This window comes from Candidatus Polarisedimenticolia bacterium (assembly GCA_036004685.1).
Lineage (GTDB): Bacteria > Acidobacteriota > Polarisedimenticolia > Gp22-AA2 > AA152 > DASYRE01.
In genome coordinates this window covers 102,560-128,119 of sequence record DASYRE010000041.1, presented here as the reverse complement: position 1 = coordinate 128,119, position 25,560 = coordinate 102,560, and the positions used below count along the sequence as shown (strand labels likewise).

The 25,560-nt window shown below is 65.1% G+C and carries 24 protein-coding genes; 3 read left to right on the top strand and 21 right to left on the bottom strand.

All coding sequences use genetic code 11. The features are described from left to right. From VGR67_11285 to pilB, 8 genes are all read right to left on the bottom strand, one after another. A partial coding sequence (locus VGR67_11285) for a prepilin-type N-terminal cleavage/methylation domain-containing protein (GenBank protein HEV8336993.1) occupies positions 1 to 121 on the bottom strand: 121 nt, incomplete at its 3' end. A gap of 142 nt (positions 122 to 263) precedes the next feature. Further along, a complete protein-coding gene (locus VGR67_11280) occupies positions 264 to 1,997 on the bottom strand; it encodes a hypothetical protein (protein ID HEV8336992.1) in 1,734 nt (577 codons plus the stop codon). Further along, positions 1,994 to 4,378 (bottom strand): hypothetical protein, encoded by a 2,385-nt coding sequence (locus VGR67_11275; protein ID HEV8336991.1) that lies wholly within the window; start codon positions 4,376 to 4,378, stop codon positions 1,994 to 1,996. Before VGR67_11275 ends, VGR67_11280 begins: the two co-directional genes overlap by 4 nt. Before the next feature lie 8 nt (positions 4,379 to 4,386). Further along, positions 4,387 to 5,787: a sigma-54 dependent transcriptional regulator gene (locus VGR67_11270; protein HEV8336990.1), complete on the bottom strand. Its 1,401-nt coding sequence runs from the start codon at positions 5,785 to 5,787 to the stop codon at positions 4,387 to 4,389. Beyond that, the gene (locus VGR67_11265; GenBank protein ID HEV8336989.1) at positions 5,772 to 7,454 is read right to left on the bottom strand and encodes an ATP-binding protein; all 1,683 of its coding nucleotides are present in this window, start codon (positions 7,452 to 7,454) and stop codon (positions 5,772 to 5,774) included. Before VGR67_11265 ends, VGR67_11270 begins: the two co-directional genes overlap by 16 nt. Before the next feature lie 23 nt (positions 7,455 to 7,477). Continuing rightward, on the bottom strand, positions 7,478 to 8,680 hold the full coding sequence (locus VGR67_11260; protein ID HEV8336988.1) for a type II secretion system F family protein: 1,203 nt from the start codon (positions 8,678 to 8,680) through the stop codon (positions 7,478 to 7,480). 21 nt (positions 8,681 to 8,701) lie between these two features. Continuing rightward, positions 8,702 to 9,823: a type IV pilus twitching motility protein PilT gene (locus VGR67_11255; GenBank protein ID HEV8336987.1), complete on the bottom strand. Its 1,122-nt coding sequence runs from the start codon at positions 9,821 to 9,823 to the stop codon at positions 8,702 to 8,704. Between the two features lie 42 nt (positions 9,824 to 9,865). Then, complete coding sequence (gene pilB / locus VGR67_11250; protein ID HEV8336986.1) at positions 9,866 to 11,584, bottom strand: type IV-A pilus assembly ATPase PilB; 1,719 nt, start codon at positions 11,582 to 11,584, stop codon at positions 9,866 to 9,868. A 246-nt stretch (positions 11,585 to 11,830) separates the two neighbouring features. Between pilB and VGR67_11245 the strand changes: the two genes are divergently transcribed. Further along, complete coding sequence (locus VGR67_11245) at positions 11,831 to 12,994, top strand: hypothetical protein (protein HEV8336985.1); 1,164 nt, start codon at positions 11,831 to 11,833, stop codon at positions 12,992 to 12,994. Further along, positions 12,991 to 14,124, top strand: a complete 1,134-nt coding sequence (locus tag VGR67_11240; GenBank protein HEV8336984.1) for a hypothetical protein — start codon at positions 12,991 to 12,993, stop codon at positions 14,122 to 14,124. The genes VGR67_11245 and VGR67_11240 overlap by 4 nt, the downstream gene beginning before the upstream one ends. Position 14,125: 1 nt before the next feature. Here the strand turns inward: VGR67_11240 and VGR67_11235 are convergent, their stop codons facing one another. The 12 genes from VGR67_11235 to pilM form a co-directional block, all read right to left on the bottom strand. Further along, the gene (locus VGR67_11235) at positions 14,126 to 14,866 is read right to left on the bottom strand and encodes a metallophosphoesterase family protein (GenBank protein ID HEV8336983.1); all 741 of its coding nucleotides are present in this window, start codon (positions 14,864 to 14,866) and stop codon (positions 14,126 to 14,128) included. Positions 14,867 to 14,876: 10 nt separating this feature from the next. Next, entirely contained in the window at positions 14,877 to 15,404 is a 528-nt protein-coding gene (locus VGR67_11230) for a shikimate kinase (protein HEV8336982.1), read from the bottom strand. Positions 15,405 to 15,415: 11 nt separating this feature from the next. After that, a complete protein-coding gene (gene accC / locus VGR67_11225) occupies positions 15,416 to 16,780 on the bottom strand; it encodes an acetyl-CoA carboxylase biotin carboxylase subunit (protein ID HEV8336981.1) in 1,365 nt (454 codons plus the stop codon). 3 nt (positions 16,781 to 16,783) lie between these two features. Then, positions 16,784 to 17,254, bottom strand: coding sequence for an acetyl-CoA carboxylase biotin carboxyl carrier protein (accB, locus tag VGR67_11220; GenBank protein HEV8336980.1), 471 nt, complete (start codon positions 17,252 to 17,254; stop codon positions 16,784 to 16,786). A 103-nt stretch (positions 17,255 to 17,357) separates the two neighbouring features. After that, entirely contained in the window at positions 17,358 to 17,711 is a 354-nt protein-coding gene (locus VGR67_11215) for a roadblock/LC7 domain-containing protein (protein ID HEV8336979.1), read from the bottom strand. A 1-nt stretch (position 17,712) separates the two neighbouring features. Continuing rightward, a complete protein-coding gene (locus VGR67_11210) occupies positions 17,713 to 18,444 on the bottom strand; it encodes a tetratricopeptide repeat protein (GenBank protein ID HEV8336978.1) in 732 nt (243 codons plus the stop codon). Positions 18,445 to 18,642: 198 nt separating this feature from the next. Then, positions 18,643 to 19,269, bottom strand: a complete 627-nt coding sequence (locus VGR67_11205; GenBank protein ID HEV8336977.1) for a thrombospondin type 3 repeat-containing protein — start codon at positions 19,267 to 19,269, stop codon at positions 18,643 to 18,645. Positions 19,270 to 19,290: 21 nt separating this feature from the next. Next, complete coding sequence (pilQ, locus tag VGR67_11200; GenBank protein HEV8336976.1) at positions 19,291 to 21,795, bottom strand: type IV pilus secretin PilQ; 2,505 nt, start codon at positions 21,793 to 21,795, stop codon at positions 19,291 to 19,293. Continuing rightward, entirely contained in the window at positions 21,792 to 22,355 is a 564-nt protein-coding gene (locus VGR67_11195; GenBank protein ID HEV8336975.1) for a hypothetical protein, read from the bottom strand. Before VGR67_11195 ends, pilQ begins: the two co-directional genes overlap by 4 nt. Then, positions 22,352 to 22,933, bottom strand: coding sequence for a type 4a pilus biogenesis protein PilO (gene pilO, locus VGR67_11190; protein ID HEV8336974.1), 582 nt, complete (start codon positions 22,931 to 22,933; stop codon positions 22,352 to 22,354). The genes VGR67_11195 and pilO overlap by 4 nt, the downstream gene beginning before the upstream one ends. A gap of 22 nt (positions 22,934 to 22,955) precedes the next feature. Further along, complete coding sequence (locus VGR67_11185; GenBank protein HEV8336973.1) at positions 22,956 to 23,552, bottom strand: PilN domain-containing protein; 597 nt, start codon at positions 23,550 to 23,552, stop codon at positions 22,956 to 22,958. Continuing rightward, positions 23,549 to 24,613, bottom strand: a complete 1,065-nt coding sequence (gene pilM, locus VGR67_11180) for a type IV pilus assembly protein PilM (protein ID HEV8336972.1) — start codon at positions 24,611 to 24,613, stop codon at positions 23,549 to 23,551. The genes VGR67_11185 and pilM overlap by 4 nt, the downstream gene beginning before the upstream one ends. A 333-nt stretch (positions 24,614 to 24,946) precedes the next feature. Here pilM and rpmB point away from each other — a divergent pair, with 333 nt between their 5' ends. Further along, positions 24,947 to 25,141: a 50S ribosomal protein L28 gene (gene rpmB, locus VGR67_11175; GenBank protein HEV8336971.1), complete on the top strand. Its 195-nt coding sequence runs from the start codon at positions 24,947 to 24,949 to the stop codon at positions 25,139 to 25,141. Between the two features lie 20 nt (positions 25,142 to 25,161). Here rpmB and VGR67_11170 read toward each other — a convergent pair whose 3' ends face one another. After that, the gene (locus VGR67_11170; protein ID HEV8336970.1) at positions 25,162 to 25,548 is read right to left on the bottom strand and encodes a RidA family protein; all 387 of its coding nucleotides are present in this window, start codon (positions 25,546 to 25,548) and stop codon (positions 25,162 to 25,164) included. Positions 25,549 to 25,560: the final 12 nt, after the last annotated feature.

Below are 25,560 nucleotides of genomic sequence, written 5' to 3'. Positions count from 1 at the left end.
GCTTCTGCTTGCCGCGATCGATCGCGTTCAGCAGGTTCGGGATCGCGATGGCCGCGATGATCCCGATGATGGCCACGACGATCAACAGCTCGATCAACGTGAAACCTTTCTGATGTCTCATGTGAGTCTCACCTCCTGCCGTGGCTGTGGAGCAATGCCGATGCCAGCGCCAGGACGGCCGCAGGTGGCAATCTAACCCATTGATATTTTGTACGTTACAGGATTACGAACAGAACGGAAAGCGGGTCGGGCAACAATTAGTGTCAGCTCGGAAGGCCCGCCTTGACACCTCCTGTCATCAGGTTCTCCCGTCCCGGAACCTTCACCCGCCGGAACATCTCCCGCAGCCTGAGCGCCGTCGGGGAATCGGGCTCCTGGCCGATTTTCCGATCCATCTCCTCGAGGACCTCCCGCCGATCCAGATCGCCGCGGGAGAGCAGCGCGAGGGTGTGAGGGATGTCGTCGGGATTGACCCGGAATTCGGCTTGGAGGAGGGGACGGGCCGCCGGGTCGTTCCGCCGGACGAAAAGAAGGGCGCGCTCGTCCCAATAGACCAGGGCCCATTGGGAGGCCGGAAAGTGAGATGCTGAGAAGGCGCGCAGCTCCGTCGTCACCGCGCCTCCCGGAACGGAGGGGGGATAGCGCACCGCCTGCATCTGGCCGCGCCGGAGAAGGGCCGCGTCGATTCCATAACGCTCCATGAGGAGCTTCCACTTTTCTCCGTCATTGACGGCGTCGAAAATCTCGGCAAGCAGCGAGTCGTAGATCTCGTTCCGTCCGTCGATGAACACGCGGTGTTCGGGATATCGCCGCCAGACGAGGTACCCGCCGAAAAGAACGTCGTTGAACAGTCTCCCGCCGATTCCCCGCGTCTCGATGAAGTCGACGGCCGCGCGCGGCTCGACCGGGTCCAAGAATCCGCCGCGCGCGGCGAGCCGGTTCGCCTGGAAGAAATGGGCCGCGACCAAGAGCAGAAGCGTCGCGGCGAGGAGGCGGCTCTCGCGGCGCGGAATCCGCATCCGATCCTCCAGGAACGCCGCGGGCCTCGCCAGCGCGATGGGAAGAAGCAGGAAGAAGAATCCGATGTTCCGGAGGTGCTGGAAGGCGAGGACCGCGGCCGCCAGCGCGACCAGCGCGGCGGGGAGATCGATGCGTCGGATCCCCGCGCCAAGAACCACCAAGCCGGCGATCACCGAAAGGTAGAACAGCGGGAATTGGGCGAAGGCGGGAGGCGCCCATTCCAGGTTCGGGGCATGGCCCGACTTCACGATGCTGCGAATCTCGAACGGGATCTTCAGGAGGCGCCAGCCTCCCGGATTGGCCAGGAGCAGGAGCGGCGACAGGAGGGCGATCGCCAGGCGGCCCGGTTCCCGGGAGGGGCGCGGCGCCCTCCAACTCTGGAGCCGCTCTCCGGCCAGCCAGAGGAGCATCAGGGCCGCGCCGAGCAGGCCGCCGGGGTGAACGTTGGCCCAGAGCAGGAAAACAGGGGGAAGAAGCCAGATCGCCCCTGCGGAACGCCGGCTCGTGTGCAACGCAAAAAAGAGGACCGTCAAGAGGGCCAGGGACACCATCTCGGGCCGCGCGTCGAATCGGAAGCGGGCCCCGGCGATCGACAGGACCAGGAGCAGGCAGAGCGTTCCCCCTCCCAGGCCCTCCTGCTTCAGCATCCAAGCCATCAGCGCGTAGGCGGCCAGCGCCAGGAGCAGGGTGAGCGCCAGGAGGGCGGGCCATCCTCCGGCCCGGAAGAGCAGATAGGCGATCACCTGGAACAGCCACTCATGATCGAGCCAGGGGGTTCCCGCCCGCGTGAACGAGAAGACATCCGTGGCGGGGATTCCCCGCGCCTCCACGATCAGGCGCCCCGCCGCCAGCTGCCAGCCCAGGTCATAGCTGCGGATGGGCTGCAGGACGGCCGCGCCAAGGGTGAGACCGAGGAGGACGGGAAGGGCCCAGCGCCCCCATGAAAACCGGGTCCCGGTCGTCCCGATCCGGCTCATGCCGGAACCTTCTTGCGAGGCGCCCAGGCCCAGCCGAGGCCGGCGCCCAGCGCGATCAGGGAGCCGGCGGCGCCGAGGAGAAAGGAGCGGGGGCGGTAGCGCAGGACGATGCGCGACTCACCGGCGGGGACTTCCACGGCTCGAAACAGGAAATTTCCCCGCCGGATCGGCAGAGACGTTCCGTCGCGCTGCGCGATCCATCCGGGATAGAAATTGTCCGTCACGATGAGCCAGCCGGGCCGCGCGGCGGAAACCTCCACGACCAACCGCTCGGGCGCATCGACCACGACGCGCGCGCTGCCCGCCGCCCCCGGATCGCCGCGCGCCGAGCGGATCCCTTCGACGTAGGCTTCCGCCCGCGGATCGAAGTCGTCGCGCGTCAGCGCCTCGAGGGCTTTGCCCCTCTCCGGTCGGGCGCGCGCGACGAGAAAAGCCCTCGGCAAGGGGTCCCGCGTCCGGTAGAAGCGCAGAGGAACGTTCGTCTGCCTCGCGACCTGTCCCGCCGGAATGAGGCCCGGGTCGTTCAATTCCCGGTAGGTGGCCAGCGTGCCGACCTCCGCGATCTCGGCGAGCCGGCGGAGGCTCTTCGCGTCGAGATCTCTCATCTGATCCGCGAGCTCGTTGACGCGGCGCGGACTTAGGAGATCGGTGCTCTTGTCGTAGGCCATCCGAACCCGGTGTGGCAGCGAAGTGCCCACTCGGCCGGTAAGCTGGTCCCAGTAGTAGCCCCACCAGGCGGAATCGCTCAGCGCCATCACGGCGAAGCCCGCCGGGCGCGGCTCGGAGTAGACGCGCTTGGCCGGATTGGCGTCCTCCACGATCTTCAAGATCGGCGGGGTCGCTTCGTAGAACGCCGGAGGCACCACGGGATTCACGTGGGAGTTCGCCGAGACCAGATCCACGCCGATCGCGAGGAGCGCCAGAAGCGAGGCTAGCGCCGGTCCCATCCGCAGCCTCCGGAGCGCCAGGACCGTGACCCCCGCCCCGGCGGACAGGAGCGTGCAGCGCAGAAGCTCTACTTGGATCTTGCCGGTGATGACCCCCAGTTCCGCCGCGCCGACGTGCGCGGCGACTCCCAATCCTCCGCCGACGAGCCATTCCCGGCAGGGCGGGAACCACGCCAGGGCCGCCGTGACGGCGGCGAGGAGTCCCGCCCCCCCCAGCAGCAGGCGCGTCCCCGGACCCAGCCTCCGGCGGGGCAACTCCTCCCGAAAGCGCGCCAGTCCGAGCGCCGCGAGCATCGACAGGCACAGCGAGGCCGGAATCAAAAAGCGGGAGGGGTACCGCAGGCTCGCCAGCAGCGGCACTCCGTGGTAGAGCGCCGTGTAAAGGAAACCCCGCGGTCCCAGGGAGGCCAGCAGGAAGAATCCGGTGAGCGCACCGAGCGCCTTGGCGAGCCGGCCTTTCGCACCCAGCGCGCAGAGGCCGAGCAGGACCGGAACCGCGCCGACATAGATGCTCAGCAGGAAGGGGTATCCTTTCTCGAAAACCAAGCCTCCCCAATAACTCGTGACGCGGAGCATCGTGGGATCGCCGTAGAGCGACGGGACGATCGTCTCCAGCAGCCGGATCGGCGCGATCGACCAGACCGCCGCGTCCTTGAAGGGAACCCCGGAGGACCGGCTCGATTCCATCAGCATCTCGCGCGCCGGAATCACTTGAGCCAGCGCCATCCCGCAGCCCAGCAGGAAGCCCGCGGCCAGTCGGCCGGCGGCGCGTCCGAACCGCTTCCCTTCCGCGCCCGCCCCCCAGCGCGCATCGGCGAGGGCGAGGAGGAGCGCGGTGCCGGCCGCCAGCGGATCTCCCGCCAGGACCTGCACGCCCACCGCGCCCGAGAAGCCGAGCAGCGCCCATCGGCTCCCGCTTTGCCGATGACGTTGAGCCGCGAAGAGAGCGAGAGGCACCCAGGCCCACGAGGAGAGGAGGTTCTGGAGGGAGCCGCAGGAGGCCATGGCCCCGCCCAAGGCGTAGGTCACGGCGCCTGCCAGGCCCGCTTCCTCCCGCAGGCCCTCTCCCCTTGCCCACAGGAGCATTCCCCAGCCCGCCAGCACGTACTGGAGGAGGATGGAAGCATGAAAGGCGACCATCACGGGAAGCGCCAGGAACAGGAGGCTGATGGGGTGGAGCAACAGGTTGTTCGGATTCGCTGCGAAGGGCATCCCTCCCGATAGGTAAGGATTCCACAGAGCCAGATGCCCGGAGCGCAGGAGCGGCGTGGTGTAAATCCGGCTGGGGAGGTGGTTCAGGGAGACGTCGCGGAAGTAGAGGAGTCCTTCGCCAAGCAGGACCCTGTGGAACAGGAGGGCGACCGCGAGGACGAGGCACGCCGCCGCGAGGCGGCGGCGGAGCGGGGCGCCCGTCGCCCTGAAGGATGCGCCCACCGGCTCCTCTACCGGCCGAAACCCTCCTTCGGGTCGCGGCCTTCCATCAGATTGTACTTCTTGGCGAAATAACGGAAGGAGCGAAAGCTCATTCCCAGCAGCTCCGCGGCGCGCGTCTGCACGCCGTTCGTGCGGGCCAGGGCTTCGTTCATGAACCGTTCCCGGAGTTGCTCGAGCTGGGTCTCGAGGTCGATTCCCTTCTCCTCCAGCGACACCGGTAGCGCGGCGCCCGGCTCCGGCCGCGAGGTGACGTCCCGGCTGAAGCTCCCGGGCAGGATCCGATCGGTCGTTTCCAGGGCGACGGCCCGCTCGATGACGTTCTCCAGCTCGCGGACGTTTCCGGGCCACGCGTAGTCCATCAGCTGGCGCATCGCCTCGGGAGAGATCTCCCGGATCTTCTTCCCCATCATCCTAGTATATTTTGCCAGGAAGTGGTTCGCGAGGAACGGGATGTCTTCGCGCTTGTCCCTCAGCGGCGGCATCTTGATGGCGATCACGTTGATGCGGTAGAAGAGGTCCTCCCGAAAGCGCTTTTCCCGGACGAGTGCGTCGAGATCCTGGTTCGTCGCGGCGATGACTCGCACGTCGACCTCCAGCTGCTCGGTGCCGCCGACGCGCCGGATTTCCCGTTCCTGGAGCACCCGCAGGAGCTTGATCTGCATGGCGGGGCTGGTGTCGCCGATCTCGTCGAGGAAGATTGTGCCGCCGTCGGCGACCTCGAACAGCCCTTTCTTGGCCGCCACCGCGCCGGTGAAGGACCCCTTGACATGTCCGAACAGCTCGGATTCGAGGAGCTCGTCGGGCAGGGCCCCGCAGTTGATCGACACGAACTGCTTGGCGCGCCGCGGGCTCCTGCGATGGATGGCGCGCGCGGCCAGCTCCTTGCCGGTCCCCGATTCGCCCGAGATCAGCACGGTGCTGTTCGTGGAGGCGACGCGGTCGAGCATCGCGCGGACCTCTTCCATGGTCGGGCTCTCGCCCACCAAATCGTCGAACCGCGAGTTCTCCTTGAGTTCCCGCTTGAGCAGGGTGTTCTCGCGCTCGAGCTGGCGGCGCTCCAGGGCGTTCTTGAGGACGATGCGCATCTCCTCCACATCGAACGGCTTGATGATGTAGTCGTAGGCCCCGAGCTTCAGGGCCTCGATGGCCGACTCGGTGGAGGCGTAGGCGGTGATCAGGATGACGATGGTGTCCGGCTGGATTTCCTTCGCCGCGCGGAGCACGTCGACGCCGCTGCCGTCGGGCATGGCGATGTCGGAGATGATCAGGTCGTAGGAAGCCTTGGAGACGAGGTCCCGGGCCCGCCCGGCCGACTCCGCGGCGTCCACCTTGTAGCCGTCGTTCCGGAGCATGATGGACAGGAGATCCCGCATGCCCTTCTCGTCGTCGACGATCAGAATCCGGTCCAAGTTTCCTCCTGCGCGGCGCGCCGGGCCTCCCCGTGCTTCTTGGGCAGCAGTATCTGCACTTCCGTGCCGGCACTGCGCCGGCTCTTCACCCGGATCCGCCCCTGATGCTCCTGGACGATCCGGTAGACAATCGCCAATCCCAGCCCCGTGCCGGTCTGGAAGGACCCGTGGAACGGCTGGAAGTTCCGGGTCACTTCCGTTTCTCCCATGCCGATGCCCTCGTCCTGGAACGAGATGAGCACCTGGCCGTCGACTTCTCCGAGCGCCTTCACGGTCAGCGTTCCCCCTTCCGGCATCGCCTTGAGGGCGTTCTTCGCCAGGTTCCAGAACACCTGCCGCATCCGGTTCGCGTCCACGACCACCGGGATCTTCTCGGGATGGAACTGGGTCTTCAACCGGTGCGACGGCCGGAATTCCTCGCTGTTCTGCAGGAGCTTGAGGGAATCCGAGAGGATCTCGGAGAGGTCGGCCCGCTCGGGGGTGAAGCGCCCCGGCTTCGCGAACAGGAGAAAATCGCGGATCGTCTGGTCGAGCCTGCGGGATTCCTTGAGGATGATCCCCATCAGCTCGCTCTGCTCCGAGCCCGGGGGAAGATCTCGCTTCAGGACCTGCACCGATCCGCTGATCGAGGCGAGCGGATTGCGCAGCTCGTGGGCCATGCCGGCGGCCATCTCGCCCAGGGCCGCCATCCTCTTCTGGAGCCCGACCTCCTCCTCCAGGACGCGGATTTCCGTGAGGTCCTGGAAGATGAAGATGAACCCCAGGGGAGTCGCCTCCTTGTTCTTCAGAATCGAGGCCGTGAAGCCGAGAAAGAGATTCTCGCCCCCGCGCGCCTGGAATTCCTTCTCGAACCGGAATCGGTTGGCTCTCCCGAGTCCCTCGCGCACCTCGCCCAGGAAGCCCGGACCCGCACCGAGGAGGTCCGTCACTCCCCGCCCCGCGAGCTCCGCGGCCGAGTATCCCGTGATCTGGGACGCCGCACGGTTGGTGAACGTGATGCGCCCCTCGAGGCCGGTGGTGAGGAGCCCGCTGTTCATGCTGTCGATGATGTCCTCGTTGAAGGCCCGCAGCTCGGCAAGGTCGTTCTCCTTGGCCGTGAGCTTCTCCCCCGCCTTGCGCAGCATCTCGGAAACGTGGGAAATCAGGTACGCCACCGTCAGGAAGGAGAAGAGGTGCGCGAACAGGAGATAGAGGATCCGCCGCTCGGAAAGATCCGCCCCCTCGAAGTCCCCGCGCGGATACAACGGAAGCAGGCGGAAGTAGGTGGCCTCGACGAGAACCGCGTAGAGCAGCCACGCCCCCGTGGCGATGAGAATCGCGCCCCGGCGGAACAGCAGGATCGACGCCGTGATGATCAGGATCAGGTACAGGAACGAGAATGGGCTCTCTGGACCTCCGGTCACGTAGACGAGTCCCGTGACCACCAGCAGGTCTCCGCCGAGCTGCAGCGGCACGAAGACCGGGTTCCCTTTCATGCGCGGATACAGCAGCGCGTAGGCCAGGCTCAGCACGTACGTGACTCCGCCCAGCTGATAGAAGGGCCGCAGAGGAATCGCCGGGCGGAAGATCAGCTCGATGATGAACGTGGAGATGAGGAGGGTCGTGATGACCACGACCCGATAGGTCATCAAGCCGACGATTGGCCGCTGCGTCTCCTGCCGCGTCATCCTCATGCCTCCCGGCGGATCGGTTAGGAGATCTTCCCGATGAGGCTGAACATCGGCATGTACATCGAAATGACGATGCCGCCGATCATGACGCCCAGGAACAGGATCATCGCCGGCTCGAGGAGCGCCATGAGATTCTCGACCGCCTCGTCGACCTCGTCCTCATAGAAGTCGGCGATCTTGCTGAGCATGGCGTCGAGGGCTCCCGTCTGCTCTCCGACGGAAATCATCTGGATGACCATCGGGGGGAAGACGTCGGTCTCCTCCAGCGGCTGGGCGATGGTCTTTCCCTCCTCGATGCTCTTGCGGGTCGCCATGATGGCGTCTTCGACGATCGAGTTGCCCGACGTGCGGGCCGTGATCTCGAGGCCGTCCAGGATCGGCACTCCGGAAGTCAGGAGGGTTCCGAGAGTGCGGCAGAAGCGCGCCACCGCGATCTTCCTCATGAGCATTCCGAGGACCGGCAGCTTCAGGACGATCCGGTCGATTTGCCGCTTCCCTTTGTGGGTCTTGTGATATTGGAACAGGCCGAAGACCCCGGCGCCGAACAGCAGCGCCAGGAGCCACATGTATCGCCCCAGGAACTTGCTGACGGCGATCGTGATGCGGGTGGGGAGCGGCAGCTGCGCGCCCAGCCCTTCGAACAGGGCCGCGAAGGTGGGGATGACCTTCCACAAGATGACGATCACGACGCCGACCGCGATGGTGACGACGGCGGCCGGATAGATCATCGCGGAGCGGACCGCCGCCTGCAGCTTGACCCGCTTTTCGATGTACGTGGACATCCGCTGCAGGATCGTGTCCAGGATGCCGCCGGCTTCTCCCGCGGCGATCATGTTGCAAAAGAGATCGTTGAAGACCTTGGGGTGCTTGCGGAGGGAATCCGCCAGGGTCGCTCCGGACTCGACGTCCTGACGGACCTCGAACAGGACCTTCTGGAAGACCCGGTTCTTCTGCTGGCTGCCCAGGATCTCGAGACACTGCACCAGCGGGAGTCCCGCGTCGATCATGACCGAGAACTGGCGCGTGAAGATGGCGATCTCTTTCTGCTTCACGCCGCCGCCCATCTTCGGGAGCGCGATCTCCTTGCCCTTCTCCGTAACCGCCGTCACCAGAATCTGCTGCTTGCGCAGCAAGGCGACGACCGACTCTTTGCTGTCGGCGGCGATGACGCCCTGCTGGACCTTTCCCCCTTTGCCCTTGCCCTTCCACGAATAACTTGGCATCGCTTCTCTCCTTGCTTTCGCCTATTTGCGTGCCAGCCTGCCTGTACCGGCCGGCGGCGAGTTGTAGATCAGACCGGCTCCCCGGTTGATCATCTCTTGGAGCTCGTCGGGGTTGGAGGATCGAGACAGAGCCGTCGACAGGGAGATTTGCTTCTTGAAATAGAGGGTCGCCAGCGACTGGTTGAAGGTCTGCATGCCGTAGAGAAGCTGCCCGGTCTGCATCATGGAGTAGATCTGGTGGACCTTGTCCTCGCGGATCAGGTTCCGGATCGCGGAGTTCGGAACCAGGATCTCCATCGTCAAGGCGCGCCCCTTGCCGTTCGCCTTGGGGAGCAGGGACTGGCAGAGGATTCCCTCCAGCACGAAGGAGAGCTGCGCGCGGATCTGCGCCTGCTGGTGCGCCGGGAAGACGTCGATGATTCGGTTGATCGTCTGCACCGCGGAGTTCGTGTGCAGGGTGGCGAACGTGAGGTGGCCGGTTTCGGCGATGCGAAGAGCGGATTCGATCGTCTCCAGGTCACGCATCTCACCGATCAGGACGACGTCCGGGTCCTGGCGCAGCACCGAGCGGAGCGCGTTCGGGAAGGAGTGGGTGTCGGCGAACAGCTCCCGCTGGTTCACGATGCAACGCTTGTGGGAGTGGAGGTACTCCACGGGATCCTCGATCGTGACGATATGCTCGGAGCGCTCGTTGTTGACCTTGTCGATCATCGCCGCCAGCGTCGTGGATTTTCCGGAACCCGTCGGGCCGGTGACGAGGACCAGGCCGCGGGGCTTCTCGCACAGCTTCTTGAGGACGTCCGGAAGCCCAAGCTCGTCAAATCCCTTGATCTCCCAGGGAATGGCACGGAAGGCGGCGGCGACGGCGCCCCGCTGGTTGAAGAAGTTGGCGCGGAACCGCGCCAGGCCCCGCACGCCGAAGGAGAAGTCGAGCTCCATGTTCTCCTCGAAGCGGTGCTTCTGTTGATCGGTCAGCACCGAGTAGGTGAGCTGCTTCGTCTCGGGCGCCGTGAGCGGGGGCAGCTGCAGGGGCACCAGCTTTCCATCCACCCGAATCTGAGGCGGAGAATTCGTGGTCAGATGCAGGTCGGTTCCGCCCTGTTCGACCAGGGTCTTCAGAAGCTGATGGAGCGTCACGGACATGGTTCGTTCTCCTCCTGGGGGCGGACCCCCGTTCCGACGGCGCTAGAGCACCGTTTCCCGGACGACCTCCTCGACGGTGGTCAGCCCATCCCGGATTTTTCGCAGGCCGCTCTTGCGCAACGAGATCATTCCCTGCTCGAGCGCCTTGTTCTTCAGCTCCAATGAGGAAGCTCCGCAGAGGATCATCTCGCGGATCTCATCGGAGATCTCCATGACCTCGTACAAGCCGACCCGGCCCTTGTAGCCGGTGTTGTTGCACACGGGGCAGCCGCGCCCTTTGTAGAGCTTCACCTTAGCCGCTTCCTCGGGCGTGTACCCGATGTCGGCCAGCGCCTGCTGCGGCATGTGAATCTCCTCCTTGCACTCCTTGCACAACCGGCGCACCAGGCGCTGCGCGCAGATGAGGTGCACGGAGGTGGCCACCAGGTAGGGCTCGATTCCCATGTTCATCAGCCGGTTGATCGTGGAGGGGGCGTCGTTGGTGTGGAGCGTGGAGAGGACGAGGTGCCCGGTGAGCGCGGCTTTGACGGCGATCTCGGCCGTCTCGAAGTCGCGGATCTCTCCGACCAGGATGATGTTCGGATCCTGGCGCAGAAAGGACCGCAGCGCGGCGGCGAAATTCAGGCCGATCTGCTCCTTCATCTGCACCTGGTTGATCCCGTGAAGGTTGAACTCCACGGGATCCTCCGCCGTCATGATGTTCGTCTCGGGCGTGTTCACCCGGCTGATCGAGGAATACAGGGTGTTCGTCTTTCCCGAGCCCGTCGGCCCGGTGACCAGGACCATCCCGTAGGGCTTGAAGATCGCCTTCTCGAACTTGCCGAGCGACTCCTCCTCGAACCCCAGGCGGGTCATGTCCAGCATCAGGTTTTCCTTGTCCAGCAGCCGCAGCACGATCTTCTCGCCGAACAGGGTGGGCAGGACGGAGACGCGATAGTCCATCTCCTTGTTCTTCCCCTGGAGCTTCATCTTGATCTTGATCCGGCCGTCCTGCGGAAGGCGCTTCTCGGAGATGTCCAGCTTGGCCATGATCTTCAGCCGGGAGGTGATCGCGTCCTTCAGCTTCATGGGAGGATTCATGATCTCGTAGAGCACGCCGTCGATCCGGAACCGGACCCGGAAGTCCTTTTCATAGGGCTCCACGTGGATGTCCGAGGCCCCCCGCTTGATCGAGTCGGTGAGAATGAGGTTCACCAAGCGCACGACGGGCGCTTCCTCCGTCGAGGCCTCCAGCTTCGCCAGATCGACGTCGTCGCTGTCCTCGAGGACCTCGAGCGCGGCGGGGTCGTCCGTCTCCGCCATCTCGTCCATGACCTTCTTGAGCTCCAGTGCATGGATCGAGCCGTAGTACCGATCGATCGCCTCCTTGATGGCCACTTCCGAGGCCACGACCGGCTCGACGTTGTAGCCGGTCATGAACTTGATGTCGTCCATGGCGAAGACGTTCGTCGGATCCACCATGGCCACGGTAAGGGTGGCGCCGTTGCGCGAGATCGGCAGGATCAGGTACTTCTGGGCCACTTCGGACGGGATGAGCTTGACGACGACTTCGTCCAGCTCCATGGTGCGGAGGTTGATGGCGGGAACGCCGTGCTGCTGGGACAGCACGCGCGTGATGTCTTCTTCCCTGACCAGACCGAGCTTGACCAGGTTGAAACCCAGCTTGCCGCCGTTCGTCTTCTGGTACTCCAGCGCTTCCTGGAGCTTTTTGGGAGTCAGCAGATTCGCTTTGATCAGCATCTCGCCGAGCTTTACCGCCATCGGGTTAGCCCTCGGGAATATTCTGAAGACGGGAGTGCGGTGCCGGGTGACGTCGTGGTCAAGATTTCTAACCCATTCCATGGGTGTAAGTTACGCAACTTATGAGCCTCGCTTAATATAGTGTTCAGGAACAATTTTTGTCAAGTCAATACAAGATAATTGCATATGATTTATCTATTAATTGACAATATTTATCACTAATTCTATATTCTTGTGCCGTCGGCCTTAAACCCACAGGAGGGAGCTTTGGAGCCGAAAAAAACCGTCTCCGGAAGCCTTTTCGGGCGCTGCGGGGGGGGGTGGGGGCTGCCTTTGCTCTATCTCATGGTGGCGGCGGGGATCTTCCTTTCCCTTTGGGGAAGGGAGATTCGCTCGGGCTCCTTCCTCATCGGCGATTGCCCCTACTACGCCTCCGCTGCCGTCTCCCTCCTCGTCGACGGGGATCTCGATCTCAAGAACCAGCTCAAGGGAGGCCTCGAGGTCCACCAGAAGCAGGTCGCCCTCGGCCTGCACGGCGAGTGGTATCCGAAGCATCCGATTCTCATGTCGGCGCTGTCGGTCCCCTTCTACGCCGGCCTGGGGATCGCCGGCTTTCTTCTGTTCAACCTGCTCGTCGTGGGATGCCTGGCCGGAGTGATCTGGGCGCTCTGCCGCCGGCACGTGACACCTTGCCTCGCCACCCTTTCGACCACGACCTTGCTCGCGGGAACCTTCGTTCGGGCCTACGTCTACAACTATTCGCCCGACCTGTTCGCCGCCTTGCTCTTCCTCGGCGGCCTTTTACTCGTTCTGCGGGAACGCCCCCTGGGCGGGGGGCTTTTCCTCGGGATGGCGGTTCTCGCCAAGATCACGAATCTCTTCGCACTGCTGATCGTGGCGGCGTTCGCCTGCTGCCGGCACGATCGCAGACCGGCGCTCCGGCTGGCGGTGGGGGCCCTCCCCCCCCTGCTCCTGCTGGCCTTGATCAACTCCTTGATGTTCGGATCGCCGACGACCACCGGTTACGATCGGACCCTGGTGCTGGCCCATGGAGAGGCCGTCACCGTCTCCCACCGGGGGTTCTTCGATCTGCCGATCTCCGAGGGCGTCCGGGGACAGCTTTTCTCCGCCCGGACGGGGCTGCTTCCCACCTCGCCGGCCCTGCTCCTGGCGGTCCCGGGCTTCTTCATCCTCCTGCGCCGCCGTCCCTGGGAAGGGCTGCTGGTGCTCTGCCTCTGCGAATTCACCTTCCTCCTTTTCAGCACCTACCGCTGGTGGGCCACCAGTCACTATGGAAACCGCTTTCTCATGGTTCCCGTGGCGCTGTCGGCGATCCCGCTGTCGCTGACCCTCGACCGGGCCCGTCTCGCGCTCGGCCGGCGCCGGGGCTCTCCCGCCCTGCTGGCGCCGACGGTCTCGGGGGGGAAGTGAGCCTTTCGGAATGGCTGCGCCGGATCTTCTTCCCTTTCGCGGTCACCCGGGCCGCGCTGCTGGTCGTGGGAGTCCTGGCTCTGGGGCTGATGGGATCGGTCCGGGAGAGGATGCCGGGCAACCTGGTGGCCCATGATCCCCGGGCGCTTCCCCTGGAAATCTGGGCGCGCTGGGATGCGGAATGGTACCTCTACGTCGCCGACCAGGGATACGTCGGGGCCGAGCCGCTGTCGCGCTATGCCGGGCGTTACGTGGCGGCGGACACCGCCGGCTTCTTTCCCCTCTACCCTCTTCTGATCCGCTCCTTGTCGGCCCTCGGCCTGGACCCGGTGCTCGCGGGAGTGCTCATCTCGAACCTCTCGCTGCTGGGCGCGCTGACCCTTCTCCATCGCCTCGCGGCGGACCGCTTCGGCGAAGAGGCGGCGAACGCATCTCTCTGGGGACTCCTCGCTTTTCCGACGTCGCTCTTCCTCTCCGCCGTCTACAGCGAGTCCCTGTTTCTCGCTCTCCTGCTGGGATGCTTCCTCGCGGCGCGGCGCCGCCGCTGGGAGGCCGTTCTGGTCCTGGGATTCCTGTGCGCGCTGTGCCGTCCCGCGGGGTTCCTCGTGGCGGTTCCCCTGGCGTGGGAAGTCCTCGAGAATCATGGAGGGTGGAAGGGGTGGGGCTCGCTTTGGGGATTTCCGGCCGGTCTGGGGTCGTTCAGTTTCTATTGCGCCCGCAAGTTCGGCGATCCCCTTGCCTGGGCCCATCGACAGGAGCGCTGGCGCGGAGCGTGGTCAGGCCCCTGGCGCGCCTTCCAGCGGTTCTTCGAGCAGCCGCCCCAGCTGCACGGCGCTCACAACTCGCTCCTCGAGCTCGTCGCGGCGCTTCTGTTTCTTTCGGCGCTGCCGGTCCTCTTGTGGCGCTTCCCGCGTTCCTGGGCGACTCACGCGCTGCTTTCGGTACTGGTCCCTCTCGGCTCGACGCTCTGGTCCTTCAGCCGCTTGTCGCTGGCGGCGTTCCCCTTCCACGTCCTGGCGGGAGAGGCCTCCCGGCGTCGACCCGGCTTCCTGCTCGCCTACCTCGGCCTCTGCCTGCCGCTCTCCGGGCTTCTGATGGCGATGTTCGCGTGCGGCTGGTGGGTCGGCTGATTCAGACTCCCCACGCCAGCCTCTCGGCCAGCACCGAAGGGAGCCCCAGCCGCCGCATGCGCTCCTGGGCGCTCGGGATCGGGTAATCCACCCGGTGAAAGACGGTCTCTCCCGCCGCCTCGTCGTAGATCGCGTAGGACGCCCGCGGGTCTTCGTCGCGCGGCTGTCCCACCGATCCGGGATTGATCAAGTAGCGCGCCTCCGGCTTCAAGAGCAAGGTGGTCTGCGCCCCCCGCGGAAGAAAACGCTCGACGCGCCCCTCCTTGAGGACGAAGGCGCCGGCGACATGCGTGTGCCCGAAGAAACAGATCCGGAAATCGCTCTGCTCGAAAATCCAGGCCGCCTGCCTCTCCTCCACGAGGTACTCGTCCTCATCGGCGGGGCTGCCGTGCGCGATCCAGAACCCGCCTCCGACCGGGAAGGGGCCCCGAGGCATCGCCGTGAGGAACTCCCGCTGCCCGGGCCGCAGCAGGCCCCGGTTGATCCGCGCCGATTCAAGGGCCACCGGGTTGAAACCCTCCCCGTCGTCGATTCCCGCCACGACCTTGTCGTGGTTTCCGCGGACGAGCGCGACCGGATTCAACTCCCGGACGGCCTCGATCACTTCCGCGGGGCTGGCGCCGTATCCGACCAGATCGCCGAGCACCACGGCCGCGTCGAACGAGTGCGAGCGCGCCGACGCCAGAACCGCCCGGGTCGCTTCCAGGTTGGAATGAAGATCGCTGAAAATCACGGTTCGCATCGGCGCGGACCTACGCGGGCTGGAAGCCGCTTTCGAGAAGGCTTTCAAGGATCGCCGGAGCCACCTTCCCGGGCGGCAGGCGCTCGGTGTCGATGCGGAGGCGGGCGCACCGGTAGAACTCCTGGCGAAAGCGGAAGAGTCCCTCCACCTCCGCGCGGGAGGCCATCAGGGGCCGCGCTTCGCCGCCCGCCGCGCGCCGCAGGGCCTCGGCGAGAGAGACCTGGAGCCAGACGCTCCATCCGGCGGCTTCCACCAGGTTCCGGTTCTCTTCCGCGACGTAGGTTCCTCCTCCGGTCGCCACGACCAGGCGCGGGATCGCCGTGACGGCGATCAGCGCCTCGCGCTCCCTAAGCCGGAAATGAGGCTCGCCTTTCTCGCGGAATATCTCGGGGATGCTCCTTCCCTCGCCCAGGCAGATCATCTCGTCCAGATCGGCGAATTCCCAGCCCAGAAGAGATGACAAATGGCGTCCGGCTGTGGTCTTTCCCGCCCCCATGAATCCGACGAGATACACCTGTCCGGCCGCGGTGCGGGCCATGGGAGATTCCTTCAGGAGTTGGCGGCGGCCGACTTGCCCTGGGCGAGGAGCCTTTCCAGGTAATGGGTCGAGATCTTGCCTTCGATGAACTGCGCATCGACCATAATCCGGCGCAACAGCGGGATGGTGGTCTTGATCCCTTCGATGACCATCAGGTCCAACAGCCGCCGCATGCGCGACACCGCTTCCTGCCGGCTGTTCCCCCGGGTGATGACCTTCGCCACCAGCGAATCGTAATAGGGGGAGATGACGCAGTCCGCGTGCGCCGCGGTGTCGACACGCACGCCCGGCCCCCCGGACATCTGGAACGTCGTGATCCGGCCGGGCGAAGGCACGAAGCTCTCGGAGTCCTCGGCGTTCACGCGGCATTCGATGGAGTGCCCGGTGAACTGGATGTCGTCCTGTCCGTAACCCAAAGGCGCGCCCGCGGCGATCCGGATCTGCTCCTTGATGAGATCGATGCCGGTCACCATTTCCGTCACCGGATGCTCCACCTGAATCCTGGTGTTCATCTCGATGAAGAAGAACCTGCCGTCGGGCCCGAGCAGGAATTCGATCGTCCCGGCGTTCTGGTAATTGACGGCGCGCGCGCCGGCGAGGGCCGCGTCGGCCATCTTCCGGCGGAGCTTCGGGTTCAGCGCCGTCGAGGGCGATTCCTCGACCAGCTTCTGGTGCCGGCGCTGGATCGAGCATTCCCGCTCCCCCAGGTGGACCACGTTGCCGTGCTCGTCGCCCAGGATCTGGAATTCCACGTGCCGCGGATCTTCGATGTATTTCTCCAGGTAGACGTCCGCGACGTCGAACGCCTTCTTAGCCTCATTCATGGCGGTTTGGACGGCCGTCCGGATCTCGTCCTCGCTCCGGGCGATCCGCATGCCGCGGCCTCCCCCTCCGGCCGAGGCTTTCACGATGATCGGGTAGCCGATCTTGCGGGCCAGGGTGACCGCTTCCTGCTCGCTCCGGAGGAGCCCCTTGCTCCCCGGGACGCAGGGAACACCCGCCTTCTCCATGAGCTCGCGCGCCTTCGCCTTGTCGCCCATCTGCCGGATCACCGCGGGAGACGGGCCGATGAACTTGATCTTGCAGGCCTCGCAGACCTCGGCGAAGTGCGCGTTCTCCGCCAGGAACCCGTATCCGGGGTGGATCGCGTCGGCGTCGGTAATCTCGGCCGCCGCGATGATGCTGCTGATGTTCAGATAGCTCTCGCTGTTGCGCGCCGGGCCGATGCAGACGTCCTCATCGGCGAATTTCACGTGGAGCGATTCCGAATCGGCCTCGGAGTGGACCGCCACCGTGGCGATTCCGAGCTCGCGGCAGGCCCAGAGGATCCGGAGGGCGATCTCCCCGCGATTCGCGATGAGGATCTTCTTGAACACGGCTCAGTCCGCCGGCGAGGTCGGACGAATCCGGAAGAGCACCTCGCCGTACTCGACGGGCTGGCCGTTGGAGACGAGGATCTCCTCCATCACGCCGTCCATGTCGGACTCGATCTCGTTCATGAGCTTCATCGCTTCGACGATGCACAGGACCTGTCCCGCCTTCACCGGCTTGCCCCGATCGGTGAACGCCGGCGCCTCGGGGCTCGGTGAGCGGTAGAACGTCCCGACCAGGGGGGACTTGATTTCGTGGAAGCGCGGCGCGGGTTGGGCCGCGGGCGCCGCCTCGATCGCCGGAGCGGCGACCGGATGGTCGGCGGCCGGGAGGGCCATCGGCGCCGGAACGCCCGGCGGGACAGCCGCGCGGCCCCCCGATTTGACCAGGCGGATCTTGAACCCTTCCCGCTCCAGCTCGAACTCGATGAAATTGCTCTGGGAGATAAACTCGATCAGTTCCAGGATTTCCTTGTCCAAGGACGGCTCCTCCGGCGGGCCCCGGGGCGCCCCGGACCGTGCCGGTGCGCGGACCGGGAGATCGGGGATCGTGGCGAACGCGGGCGCTGCCGAGCGAATCGTCTCAGCCGAGCTCGCCTTCCAGGCGGCTGCAGGCTTTCTGAAGCTCGTACCGGGCCCGGCCCAGCGGCGCAGCGGGCCCCAGGACCAGACAAAGGAAGTAATCGCCCGAGAGCGATCGGAGGATCGTCTGCGCGGCGTCGCACCGGAGGACCACTTCTCTCGCCGTACCCTGATCCAAGGCCTTGCCGGTCTCGGCGGCGCTCTTGATCAGCGTCGTGCATTCGGCGGCGAACTTCTCGAGATCCAAGCTGCCGCGCGCGTGCTCCTCCAGCGGAATGCCGTCAACTCCGACGATCGCCGCTCCTCGGGCCTCGTCGACTCGGCTCACGAGACCCTGGAGAACTTCCTTAAACATATCACCCCTTTTGAATGCCAATCAACCAATGCCGGAGCCCCTCGATCACCCGGCGGCGGGGATCCGCGAGCGGCGCCGGCGCCAGCGGCGGCTCGGTCCGGGGCAGAGACGCAGGGGACGGCCGGGGACGGCCCGGGTCCCCTCCGAGGATCTCCGTGATCCGCCGCCGCACCGCCCGGTTGTCCGGGTCCGCCCGGAGCATGTTCTCATAAACCGCCACGGCGCGGTCGACGAGACCCTGCCGGAGATAGATTTCGGCGAGGGTGTTCGTCGCCAGCGCGTCTCCGGTCGCCGGACTCGTTCCGGGAGAGCTCGTCGATCCCGGATCGGGGTTCTCAGGACCCCGCTCCAGCTGATAGACCTGGGTGCGCACCTCGGCGTTCTCGGGATAGAAGAGCTGCAAACGCCGGAAGGTCTCCAGGGCGTCCCCCCAGCGTCCCTGACTGCGGTAGATTCCGGCGAGCAGCTTGCCCGCCAGCAGATTCTGCGGCTCCGATTGGAGCACTTTGCGGAACTCTTCCGCCGCTTCTTCCGGGCGATCCAGCTCCAGGAGCGTGCGCCCCAGAAGGACCCGGGCGGAGTGATAGTTGGGATGCCGCTGGAGGCCTTCCCGGCAGGCCCTTTCGGCATCGCCGAGGCGCCCGAGACGGCGGTATTCCTCGGCCAGCGGCACGAAAGTCCGCGAGGCCGGCTCGCGCTCCCAGCGCGATTTCAGTTCTTCGATTCGGGCCAAAAAGGCCTCCTCCCGCACCCTGCAGATCTTCGGCGGGAACGCGCCGCGACACGAGCGTGGAGAGCCGCCATTCTAGGAAAGCCTTCCGGGACTGTCAAACCTCGGCGGCCGGCGTCATCGAACGGCAAGCTCCCAAAGAAAAGGGGGTTCCCGGTTTCTTTCCCCGGGAACCCCCCGAATGCGTCGCGCCTGAGACGGCTAGGGTGAGCAACCCGGAGGAATTGGAGTATTCGGGTCGCAGCAGTCGCCGATGCCGTCGATGTCGTTGTCGAGCTGGCTGGGGTTGAACACGAGCGGGCAGTTGTCCGAGGCGTCCGGAATGCCGTCGTTGTCGGTGTCGGGCGCCGTCGTGAACATGATCGCCGTCGTGGCCGTGAACTGCACGTCGTGGTCGCTCACGTCCTTCCCATGGACGGTGATGCGCGCGGTGATGGTGCTGCCCGCCCATCCGCCCTGCTTCAGGGCCCCGGGGACGACGATGAGCGTCAGCGTGGCGGTGCCGCCGGCGGGCAGGAATCCCGTCGTGATGACGCCGCTGAGGGGCGCCATCAGCGCCGAATACTCCACCCGGTAGTCGGTGAAGGTCACGTCGTTGAAGACCGTCGTCGCGCCGGGGTTCCGCGGCACCGACTGGACCGTAATATTCGCCGAATCGCTCACCGCCGTGTTCGTCGGGTCCGAGGAGACCAGGGGCGTGGACACCACCTCGATCAGGACGTCCGATCGGTCCGGGTTGTTCGATACACTGTTGCAGGCGATGACGGCCACCAGGGCCACGAGGGCCAGGACCGAGGCCAGCAGGCTGTTCTTTCTCGACGCGTGCATGATGTCATCTCCTCCAGCGGCCTAGGCCTTCTTCAGGATGCGGGGCGTGATAAAGATGAGCAGCTCGGTGTTCTTCCGGTTCATCGACTTGTTCTTGAAGAGCCAGCCGAGGCCGGGGATCCGCTTCAGGCCCGGCACGCCGGTCTCCGACACCGAGTCCCGGATGGTAAAGATGCCGCCGATCACCGCCGTCCCGCCGTCCTCGACCAGGATCTGGGTCTGGGCGCGCTCGGTGATGATGGGCGGCACGTCCCCGACCCGGTTGACGAAGTCGGGCGACGAGTTGTCCACCTTCACCATCATGATGACGGTGCCCTCTTTGGTGATCTGAGGAGTGACTTCCAGGCGCAGGGAGGCGGAGATGAACTCCACGTTGATCTCGGTGGCGGTGGTGTTGACGACGGGGATCTGCGTGCCCTGCTCGATGATCGCCGTCTGGTTGTTCTGGGTCGCCACCCGGGGCGCGGAGAGGATCTTCACGTCGCCGTTCAGCTCAAAGGCGTCCAGCTTGGCCTGCAGGGTGAAGCTGTTCAAGACGTTGCCGAAGCTCACGCCGAGGCTGCCCGCCGTCGCCTTGGCCGGGAGCGTGACGTCATAGCTCACGTCGGCGGTATGCGGGAACTGGAGACCCGTCTGGGTCCCGAGCGCCGGGTCCCAGCGGGCGTTCGCGCCCCAGGTGATGCCGAGGTCCCGCTCGAACTCGCGGTCGGTCTCGACGATCCGCGCCTCGATGCTGACCTGCGGCGTCTGCTCGTCGAGCGAGTCGATGAGCCGGTTGATCGGGTCCCGCTTCGCCGCGATGTCGCTGATCACCAGGGTGTTGGTTCGATCGTCCATGATGACGTCGCCCCGCTTCGACATGATCCGCTTCACGATGGGGACCACGTCCTTCGCCTTGGCGTAGCTCAGGCTGCGGGTGAAGGTCACCGGGTTCTCCTCGAGCTCCTTCGCCTCCTGCAGCTGCTTCCGCGCCGCCGCCTCCTGGGACAGCTTCTGCGTGCTGGCGATCCGGATGACGTTGTTCTCGAAAATCTTGTCCAGGCCGTTGTTCTTCAGGATGATGTCGAGCGCCTGATCCTCCGGGACGCTCTCCAGCACGATCGTCACGTTGCCGGAGACGCTCGGATCCAGCACGATGTTGTAGCCGCTGATCTCATGGAAGATCCGGAAGACGTCCTTGAGATCGGCATCCTTGAAGTTGAGGGAGATTTTCTTGCCGGTGTATTTCTGGCCGGTGTCGGAGATGGTGCGCGCCGAGAACCGGTTCTGTGGTCCGGTGATCGTCGTCTCGCGCGGGACCTGGGCCCGCGGCTTGGGCGCCGGCGTCGTCGGCACCAGATCGGCGGCCGTCCCGGAGCCCTCCGAAGTCTCCGCTCCCTCCGCCGGGGTCTCGGCGGGGATCTGGACCGGAGTGAGGCCGGTGCTCGCCGCCCCCTCGGGGGTCTGCGCGGCCAGGTTCACTCCCAGCGAGGAGGCCTCTTCGTCGGAAGGCGGGTGGCTCGGCGAGGCGGACGCGGACGATTCCTTCGCGGCGGATTCGCCCTGAGGCGACAGCCGCGTCGCTTCGGAGGCGGCCGGCGTCCCGTCGGCGGACTGGGACGCGACGGTCACGCCGCTGTCCGAGGGACGGCCCTGACGGGAAGCGACGGCATCGCTGAAATCGACGGTCAGGCCCGCCGGCGTCGGATGGATGTCGTAAGCGCGGCTCGACTTCATGTCGAAGACGACCCGGGCCACCGGCTGCGGCGCGGTCGCGAACTGGGCCACGCGGATCTTCTCGAGGAAATCGGATTTCGGCTGCATCGAGCGCTGCGCCGGCGGCACCTGCGACCGGATCCCCTCCATGTCGATCACCAGCCGCTCGGGGTTCTTCAGCTCGAACGCCTTGTAGCTCACCTTGCCGTTCGTCTTGAGCTGGACGGTCCGCTGGGAGTCGGGGCCCTTGGCGACGACCGACAGAAGCGCCGTCGCCGGCCTGGCCTTGGCGAGAGCCGCCTGCTCCTCGGGCGTCGGGCCGGCCGGGGCGGCTTCCTCGAGAGGCTCCAGAGCGGGCGCGGACGCGACGACGCTCTCGGGGAAGGCCGGATGGGCCGGATCGGCCCGGAGCTCGACGATCAGATCGTTGCCTTGCATCTTGAGTTCATGGATGGTGGGCCGCTTGAAGTGCACCGTGACCTGCGAGACCTTGCCTCCCTCAAGCCCCTCGCCGTGCACGCTGGTCTCGACGCTCTCCACCTCGGGGCTGTCCACCTTCGTCACCCCTTCGATGGCCGCGGCGTCTACGTCCAGCAGCTCGAGGACCAGGGTCGAACAGTCGGGCTCGTACGAGGTGTAGCTGAACGGGAAGTTCCCGTGAAGCGTGAGGCGGGTCGAGCCGTCGTTCGACGCCTGTTCCACCGAGCCGATCGTCACGGACGACGGCATCGGCTGCACTTGCTGCGCCGGTTCGCTGACTCGCGGGTTGGCCGTGCAGCCCGCGGCGACGGCCAGGAGCGCCAGCAGCGCGGCGATCTTCCAGGAACTCATAACTTTTCCTCCTCCGCGGAATAGAGCCTCTTCGTGATGTCTCGATAGGGCTTGATGGATCGGGGGTCGTTGATCTCCTGGCGGAAGACCACCTGGCCTGTGGTACGGTTGATCTGGATGATCCGACCGTCGTAAAGCTGATCTCCCACTCTCAGGAAATAGCCTTTGTTGTCGCTGCCGTTGAAAAAGGCCCGATTGTCCTTACCTTTCTGAACGATCCCCACCAAGTCCACCTCGGAGATCAGCATGCCCGCGATCCCTTTGGGCCGGGGCCCCCGATCGGCCTTCGTCTGCTCCACCAGGGATCGGAAGGGATCGCGTCGTCCCGCGGGGTCATAGGTGAAGCCGCGTCCGGCGAGAACGCTTTCGCTTTCTTCGATGATCTTCTCGATCGCCTTGCTGTTCTGCTCGTCCTTGGCTTTCTGCCCCTCGGTGGCCGCGGCGCCGCCGGGAGCGGCGGGCGCCTGTTCGGCGCCCCGGGCGATGGACAGCCCCAGCGCCAGGAGGAGGCCGGTCGCCGCCGGGCCCAAAAGGAGTCGGGCGAGTCTCTTCCGGTTCATTGCGGGCTCCCCTGGTTGCTGGCGGCCTTGTCGTCGTAGACGAACGTGGTGGCCGTGAACGTGGAGTGGATGCTCCCCTTCCCCGAGGAATTAGCCGAGATCTGAACGTTGTCCACGTTGATGATGCGCGAGTACTTGCTGATCCGATCGAAGAACACTCCCAGATCGTGGTAGTCGCCCACGACGTCCATGTTGATGGGGAACTCGCGGTAGAACTCCACCGGCTTCAGCGCGCCGGGATCGAACCGCTGGAGGTCCAGATTCGACTGGTCGGTCAGGTTCTTCACCCACTTCAGCAGCTCTCCGGTCTCGGGCTCCGTCGGCAGGATCTGGAGAAGGTCCTCGAGCTTCTTCTGGAGGTTGGCGATCTCCCTTTCGAACTCCGGCAGCTTGGCTTCGATGGCCGCGCCGCGCCGGATATCGGTCTGGAGATCCTCCAGTCGCTTGGTGTCCGCCTGGTTCTGCTGCTGCATCTGACTGAAGTTGGGGAAGGCCCAGAAGGCCACGCACACCATCGTGACGCAGAGCATCGCCACCAGGGCGACCTGCCCCCAGAACGGTAGATTCTTGAAGTCCATCGCCATGGCATCCTCGAGGGCCTCAGAGGCCCGTGGAACCCTGCTCCGTGGAGGTTGGTTCGCTCGCCGGAACGAACTTGCAGGTCAGGGAGAAGGTGATCCCGCCCGGAGTGGAGGCGATCGGGCCGAGGACCACCTGATCGAAGAACTTCGAGCCGGTCAGGTTGTTGTAGAAGTTGGAGACCGCGTTGTACGTGGTCGCCTTGCCGGCAATGGTGATGCCGTTGTTCACGCCGCTCATCTGATCGAGCCACAGAAAATCGGGAAGCTTGCGGCTGATCTCGTCCAGCAGGTGCACCGGGCCGCTCTGGTTCTTCTTCAGCTGGGTGATCAGCCCGATCTTCTTGTTGAGGAGGTCGCGCTGGGCCTTGTACATGTCCCCTTTCTTGATGATCTCGTCCAGGCGCTTCTTTTCCGCCTCGGCCTTGACGATCTTTTCGGAGAGATCGGAGTGCTCCGCCTTGAGGCTGTACCACTTCCAGCTCACGAAGATTAGGGTGAGCGCCACCAGGGCGATCATCAGCAGATTCTGGGGGATGTTTCCCGGCATCTGCATGCTGGGCTTGAAGGAGCGGCTCTTGGCGGGCTTCGCCTCGGAGAGCAGGTTGATTCGGATCATCGGTCTCCCACCTTTCTGCTCGCCAGACCCACGGCGACCGCCGCGCTGGAGGAAAGCTCTTCCGCCACCTCGGAGGGGATGTCCTTCCCCAGCGTCACGTGGCGGAAGGGGTCCAGCCTCTCCACGGGAATCCCGAACCTTTCACCGAGCGACTCCAGGAGGTTCGGGACGCGGCTGCTGCCGCCCGACACGTAGATCTTGTCGATGCTCTCCCCGGGAGTCGTGTTCTTGAAGAAGTCCAGGGTCTTCTGCAACTCCGCGCCGACGTAGTCGTTGACGCTGGAGAGGATGGGCGTCACGTTCTCGGTCGGGACGCCTTCGACGTCCTCACCCCGCTTGAGCTTCTCGGATTGCTCGAAGCTGAGGTTCAGCTCCTTGCGGATGGCGTCGTTGTAGTGACTTCCGCCGATAGAGATGTCGCGCCAGAAGATCGAGGAGCTGCCCTTCAGCACGGCGACGTTCGTCACGGTGGCGCCGAGGTTCGCCAGAGCGCACGTCTGTCCCGAGTCGACCTCGTAGTTCAATTCGTAGGCGTTCTGCAGGGCGAACACGTCGACGTCCACCAGGGCGGCGTTCTTCCCCGCCTGGCCCACGACCGCCGTGTAGTCGTTGATCTTGTCCTTCTTCGCCGCGACCAGGAGCACGTCCATGTTCCCGTCGCCGGCCAGGTTCGTCCCCTTGAGGATCTGGTAAGCGATGTTCACGTCCTCGACGTCGAAGGGGATGTACTGCTCGGCCTCCCACTGGATCGATTCGGCGAGCTCCTCCTCCGACATCACGGGCAGCGAGATCCGCTTGATGATGACCGAGTGTCCCGACAGGGCGATGGCGCAATCGGAGGCCTTGATGTTCCGCGAGGCGAAGCTGCGCTGGATCGCGTCGACCACGAGACCCGAGTCCATGATGGCGCCGTCCACGATGGCTTCCGGAGAAAGAGGCTCGACCGACGCGTTGAGGAGGTGGAAGCCCTTGCCCTTTCCCAGATCCTTGAGCTCGATGAGCTTGATGCTGCTCGAGCCGATGTCCAGGCCCACCAGGTTCTTGCTCCTTGAGAAGAACACCCCATCTCTCCTTATTTCAACAGGTTGCGCGACGAAATACCGTGCGTTTTCCCGCCAAGCCACGTCACGGAAATCCAATATATGTCAGTGGCCTATCTTTGCAAGGCTCGGCGTCAAGAATTTAATTGTCGGAATCCAGATACTGCATGTGTATCTTAGTTCGTCAAAGGGAGAGACTTGGAGAGTCCGGGCGCCGTCTCGGGGCGGCGGCCGCGTGAACCTAGAGAGCGCCGTTTGTGGTTATTTTGACGGCGGCCGACGCGCCATGAGCCGGCCGGGGGTTGATCCACCCGATGCGATGTGCTACAGTGTGCCTTTCATTCGGGAGGAGCGATGGCGCGGGCCTGTGCAATCTGTGGCAAGACGCCCCGATTCGGGAATCAGGTCAGTCACGCCCACAACATCTCCCAGCGAATCTGGTATCCCAACCTCCAGAGAGTCCGCGTCGCCATGAAAGGCGCGCGCAAGCGGCTGCGGGTCTGCACGCGCTGCATCCGCTCCGGTGCCGTGGCCAAATCGATCTCCTGACTCCTGCCCCTCCAGGAAACTCAATCAAGCAGCGCGATGGCGTCGATCTCGACCCGGGCGCCCCGGGGAAGACCCGAAACCTCCACGGTCGAGCGCGCCGGAGGGTCGGCGCCGAAGAATCGCGCGTAGACCTCGTTCATCCGCGCAAAATCGCCGAGATCGGCCAGGTAAACCGTCGTCTTGACGACCGACCCCAGCGCCGCTCCTCCGGACTCCAGAATCGCCTTCAGGTTCTCCAGCACTCTCTCGACTTGCTCTTCGATCTCCCCGGACACCATCTCCCCCCGGCTCGGATCCAGGGGCACCTGGCCCGAAACGAAGAGGAACCCTGCGGCGGCCATTCCCTGGGAGTACGGGCCGATGGCGGCCGGGGCCCGTTCCGTTCTCACCGCTTTTTTCGTGGGCATGCTGCGCTCCTC

Bases quoted from the DNA above. Each gene is read 5' to 3' on its own strand.
- VGR67_11280 (HEV8336992.1), bottom strand. From the start codon at position 1,997: ATGAGCCGGATCGGGACGACCGGGACCCGGTTTTCATGGGGGCGCTGG.
- VGR67_11265 (HEV8336989.1), bottom strand. From the start codon at position 7,454: ATGACGCGGCAGGAGACGCAGCGGCCAATCGTCGGCTTGATGACCTAT.
- VGR67_11260 (HEV8336988.1), bottom strand. From the start codon at position 8,680: ATGCCAAGTTATTCGTGGAAGGGCAAGGGCAAAGGGGGAAAGGTCCAG.
- VGR67_11255 (HEV8336987.1), bottom strand. From the start codon at position 9,823: ATGTCCGTGACGCTCCATCAGCTTCTGAAGACCCTGGTCGAACAGGGC.
- pilB (HEV8336986.1), bottom strand. From the start codon at position 11,584: ATGGCGGTAAAGCTCGGCGAGATGCTGATCAAAGCGAATCTGCTGACT.
- VGR67_11235 (HEV8336983.1), bottom strand. From the start codon at position 14,866: ATGCGAACCGTGATTTTCAGCGATCTTCATTCCAACCTGGAAGCGACC.
- VGR67_11230 (HEV8336982.1), bottom strand. From the start codon at position 15,404: ATGGCCCGCACCGCGGCCGGACAGGTGTATCTCGTCGGATTCATGGGG.
- VGR67_11215 (HEV8336979.1), bottom strand. From the start codon at position 17,711: ATGTTTAAGGAAGTTCTCCAGGGTCTCGTGAGCCGAGTCGACGAGGCC.
- VGR67_11205 (HEV8336977.1), bottom strand. From the start codon at position 19,269: ATGCACGCGTCGAGAAAGAACAGCCTGCTGGCCTCGGTCCTGGCCCTC.
- pilQ (HEV8336976.1), bottom strand. From the start codon at position 21,795: ATGAGTTCCTGGAAGATCGCCGCGCTGCTGGCGCTCCTGGCCGTCGCC.
- VGR67_11195 (HEV8336975.1), bottom strand. From the start codon at position 22,355: ATGAACCGGAAGAGACTCGCCCGACTCCTTTTGGGCCCGGCGGCGACC.
- pilO (HEV8336974.1), bottom strand. From the start codon at position 22,933: ATGGACTTCAAGAATCTACCGTTCTGGGGGCAGGTCGCCCTGGTGGCG.
- VGR67_11185 (HEV8336973.1), bottom strand. From the start codon at position 23,552: ATGATCCGAATCAACCTGCTCTCCGAGGCGAAGCCCGCCAAGAGCCGC.
- rpmB (HEV8336971.1), top strand. From the start codon at position 24,947: ATGGCGCGGGCCTGTGCAATCTGTGGCAAGACGCCCCGATTCGGGAAT.
- VGR67_11170 (HEV8336970.1), bottom strand. From the start codon at position 25,548: ATGCCCACGAAAAAAGCGGTGAGAACGGAACGGGCCCCGGCCGCCATC.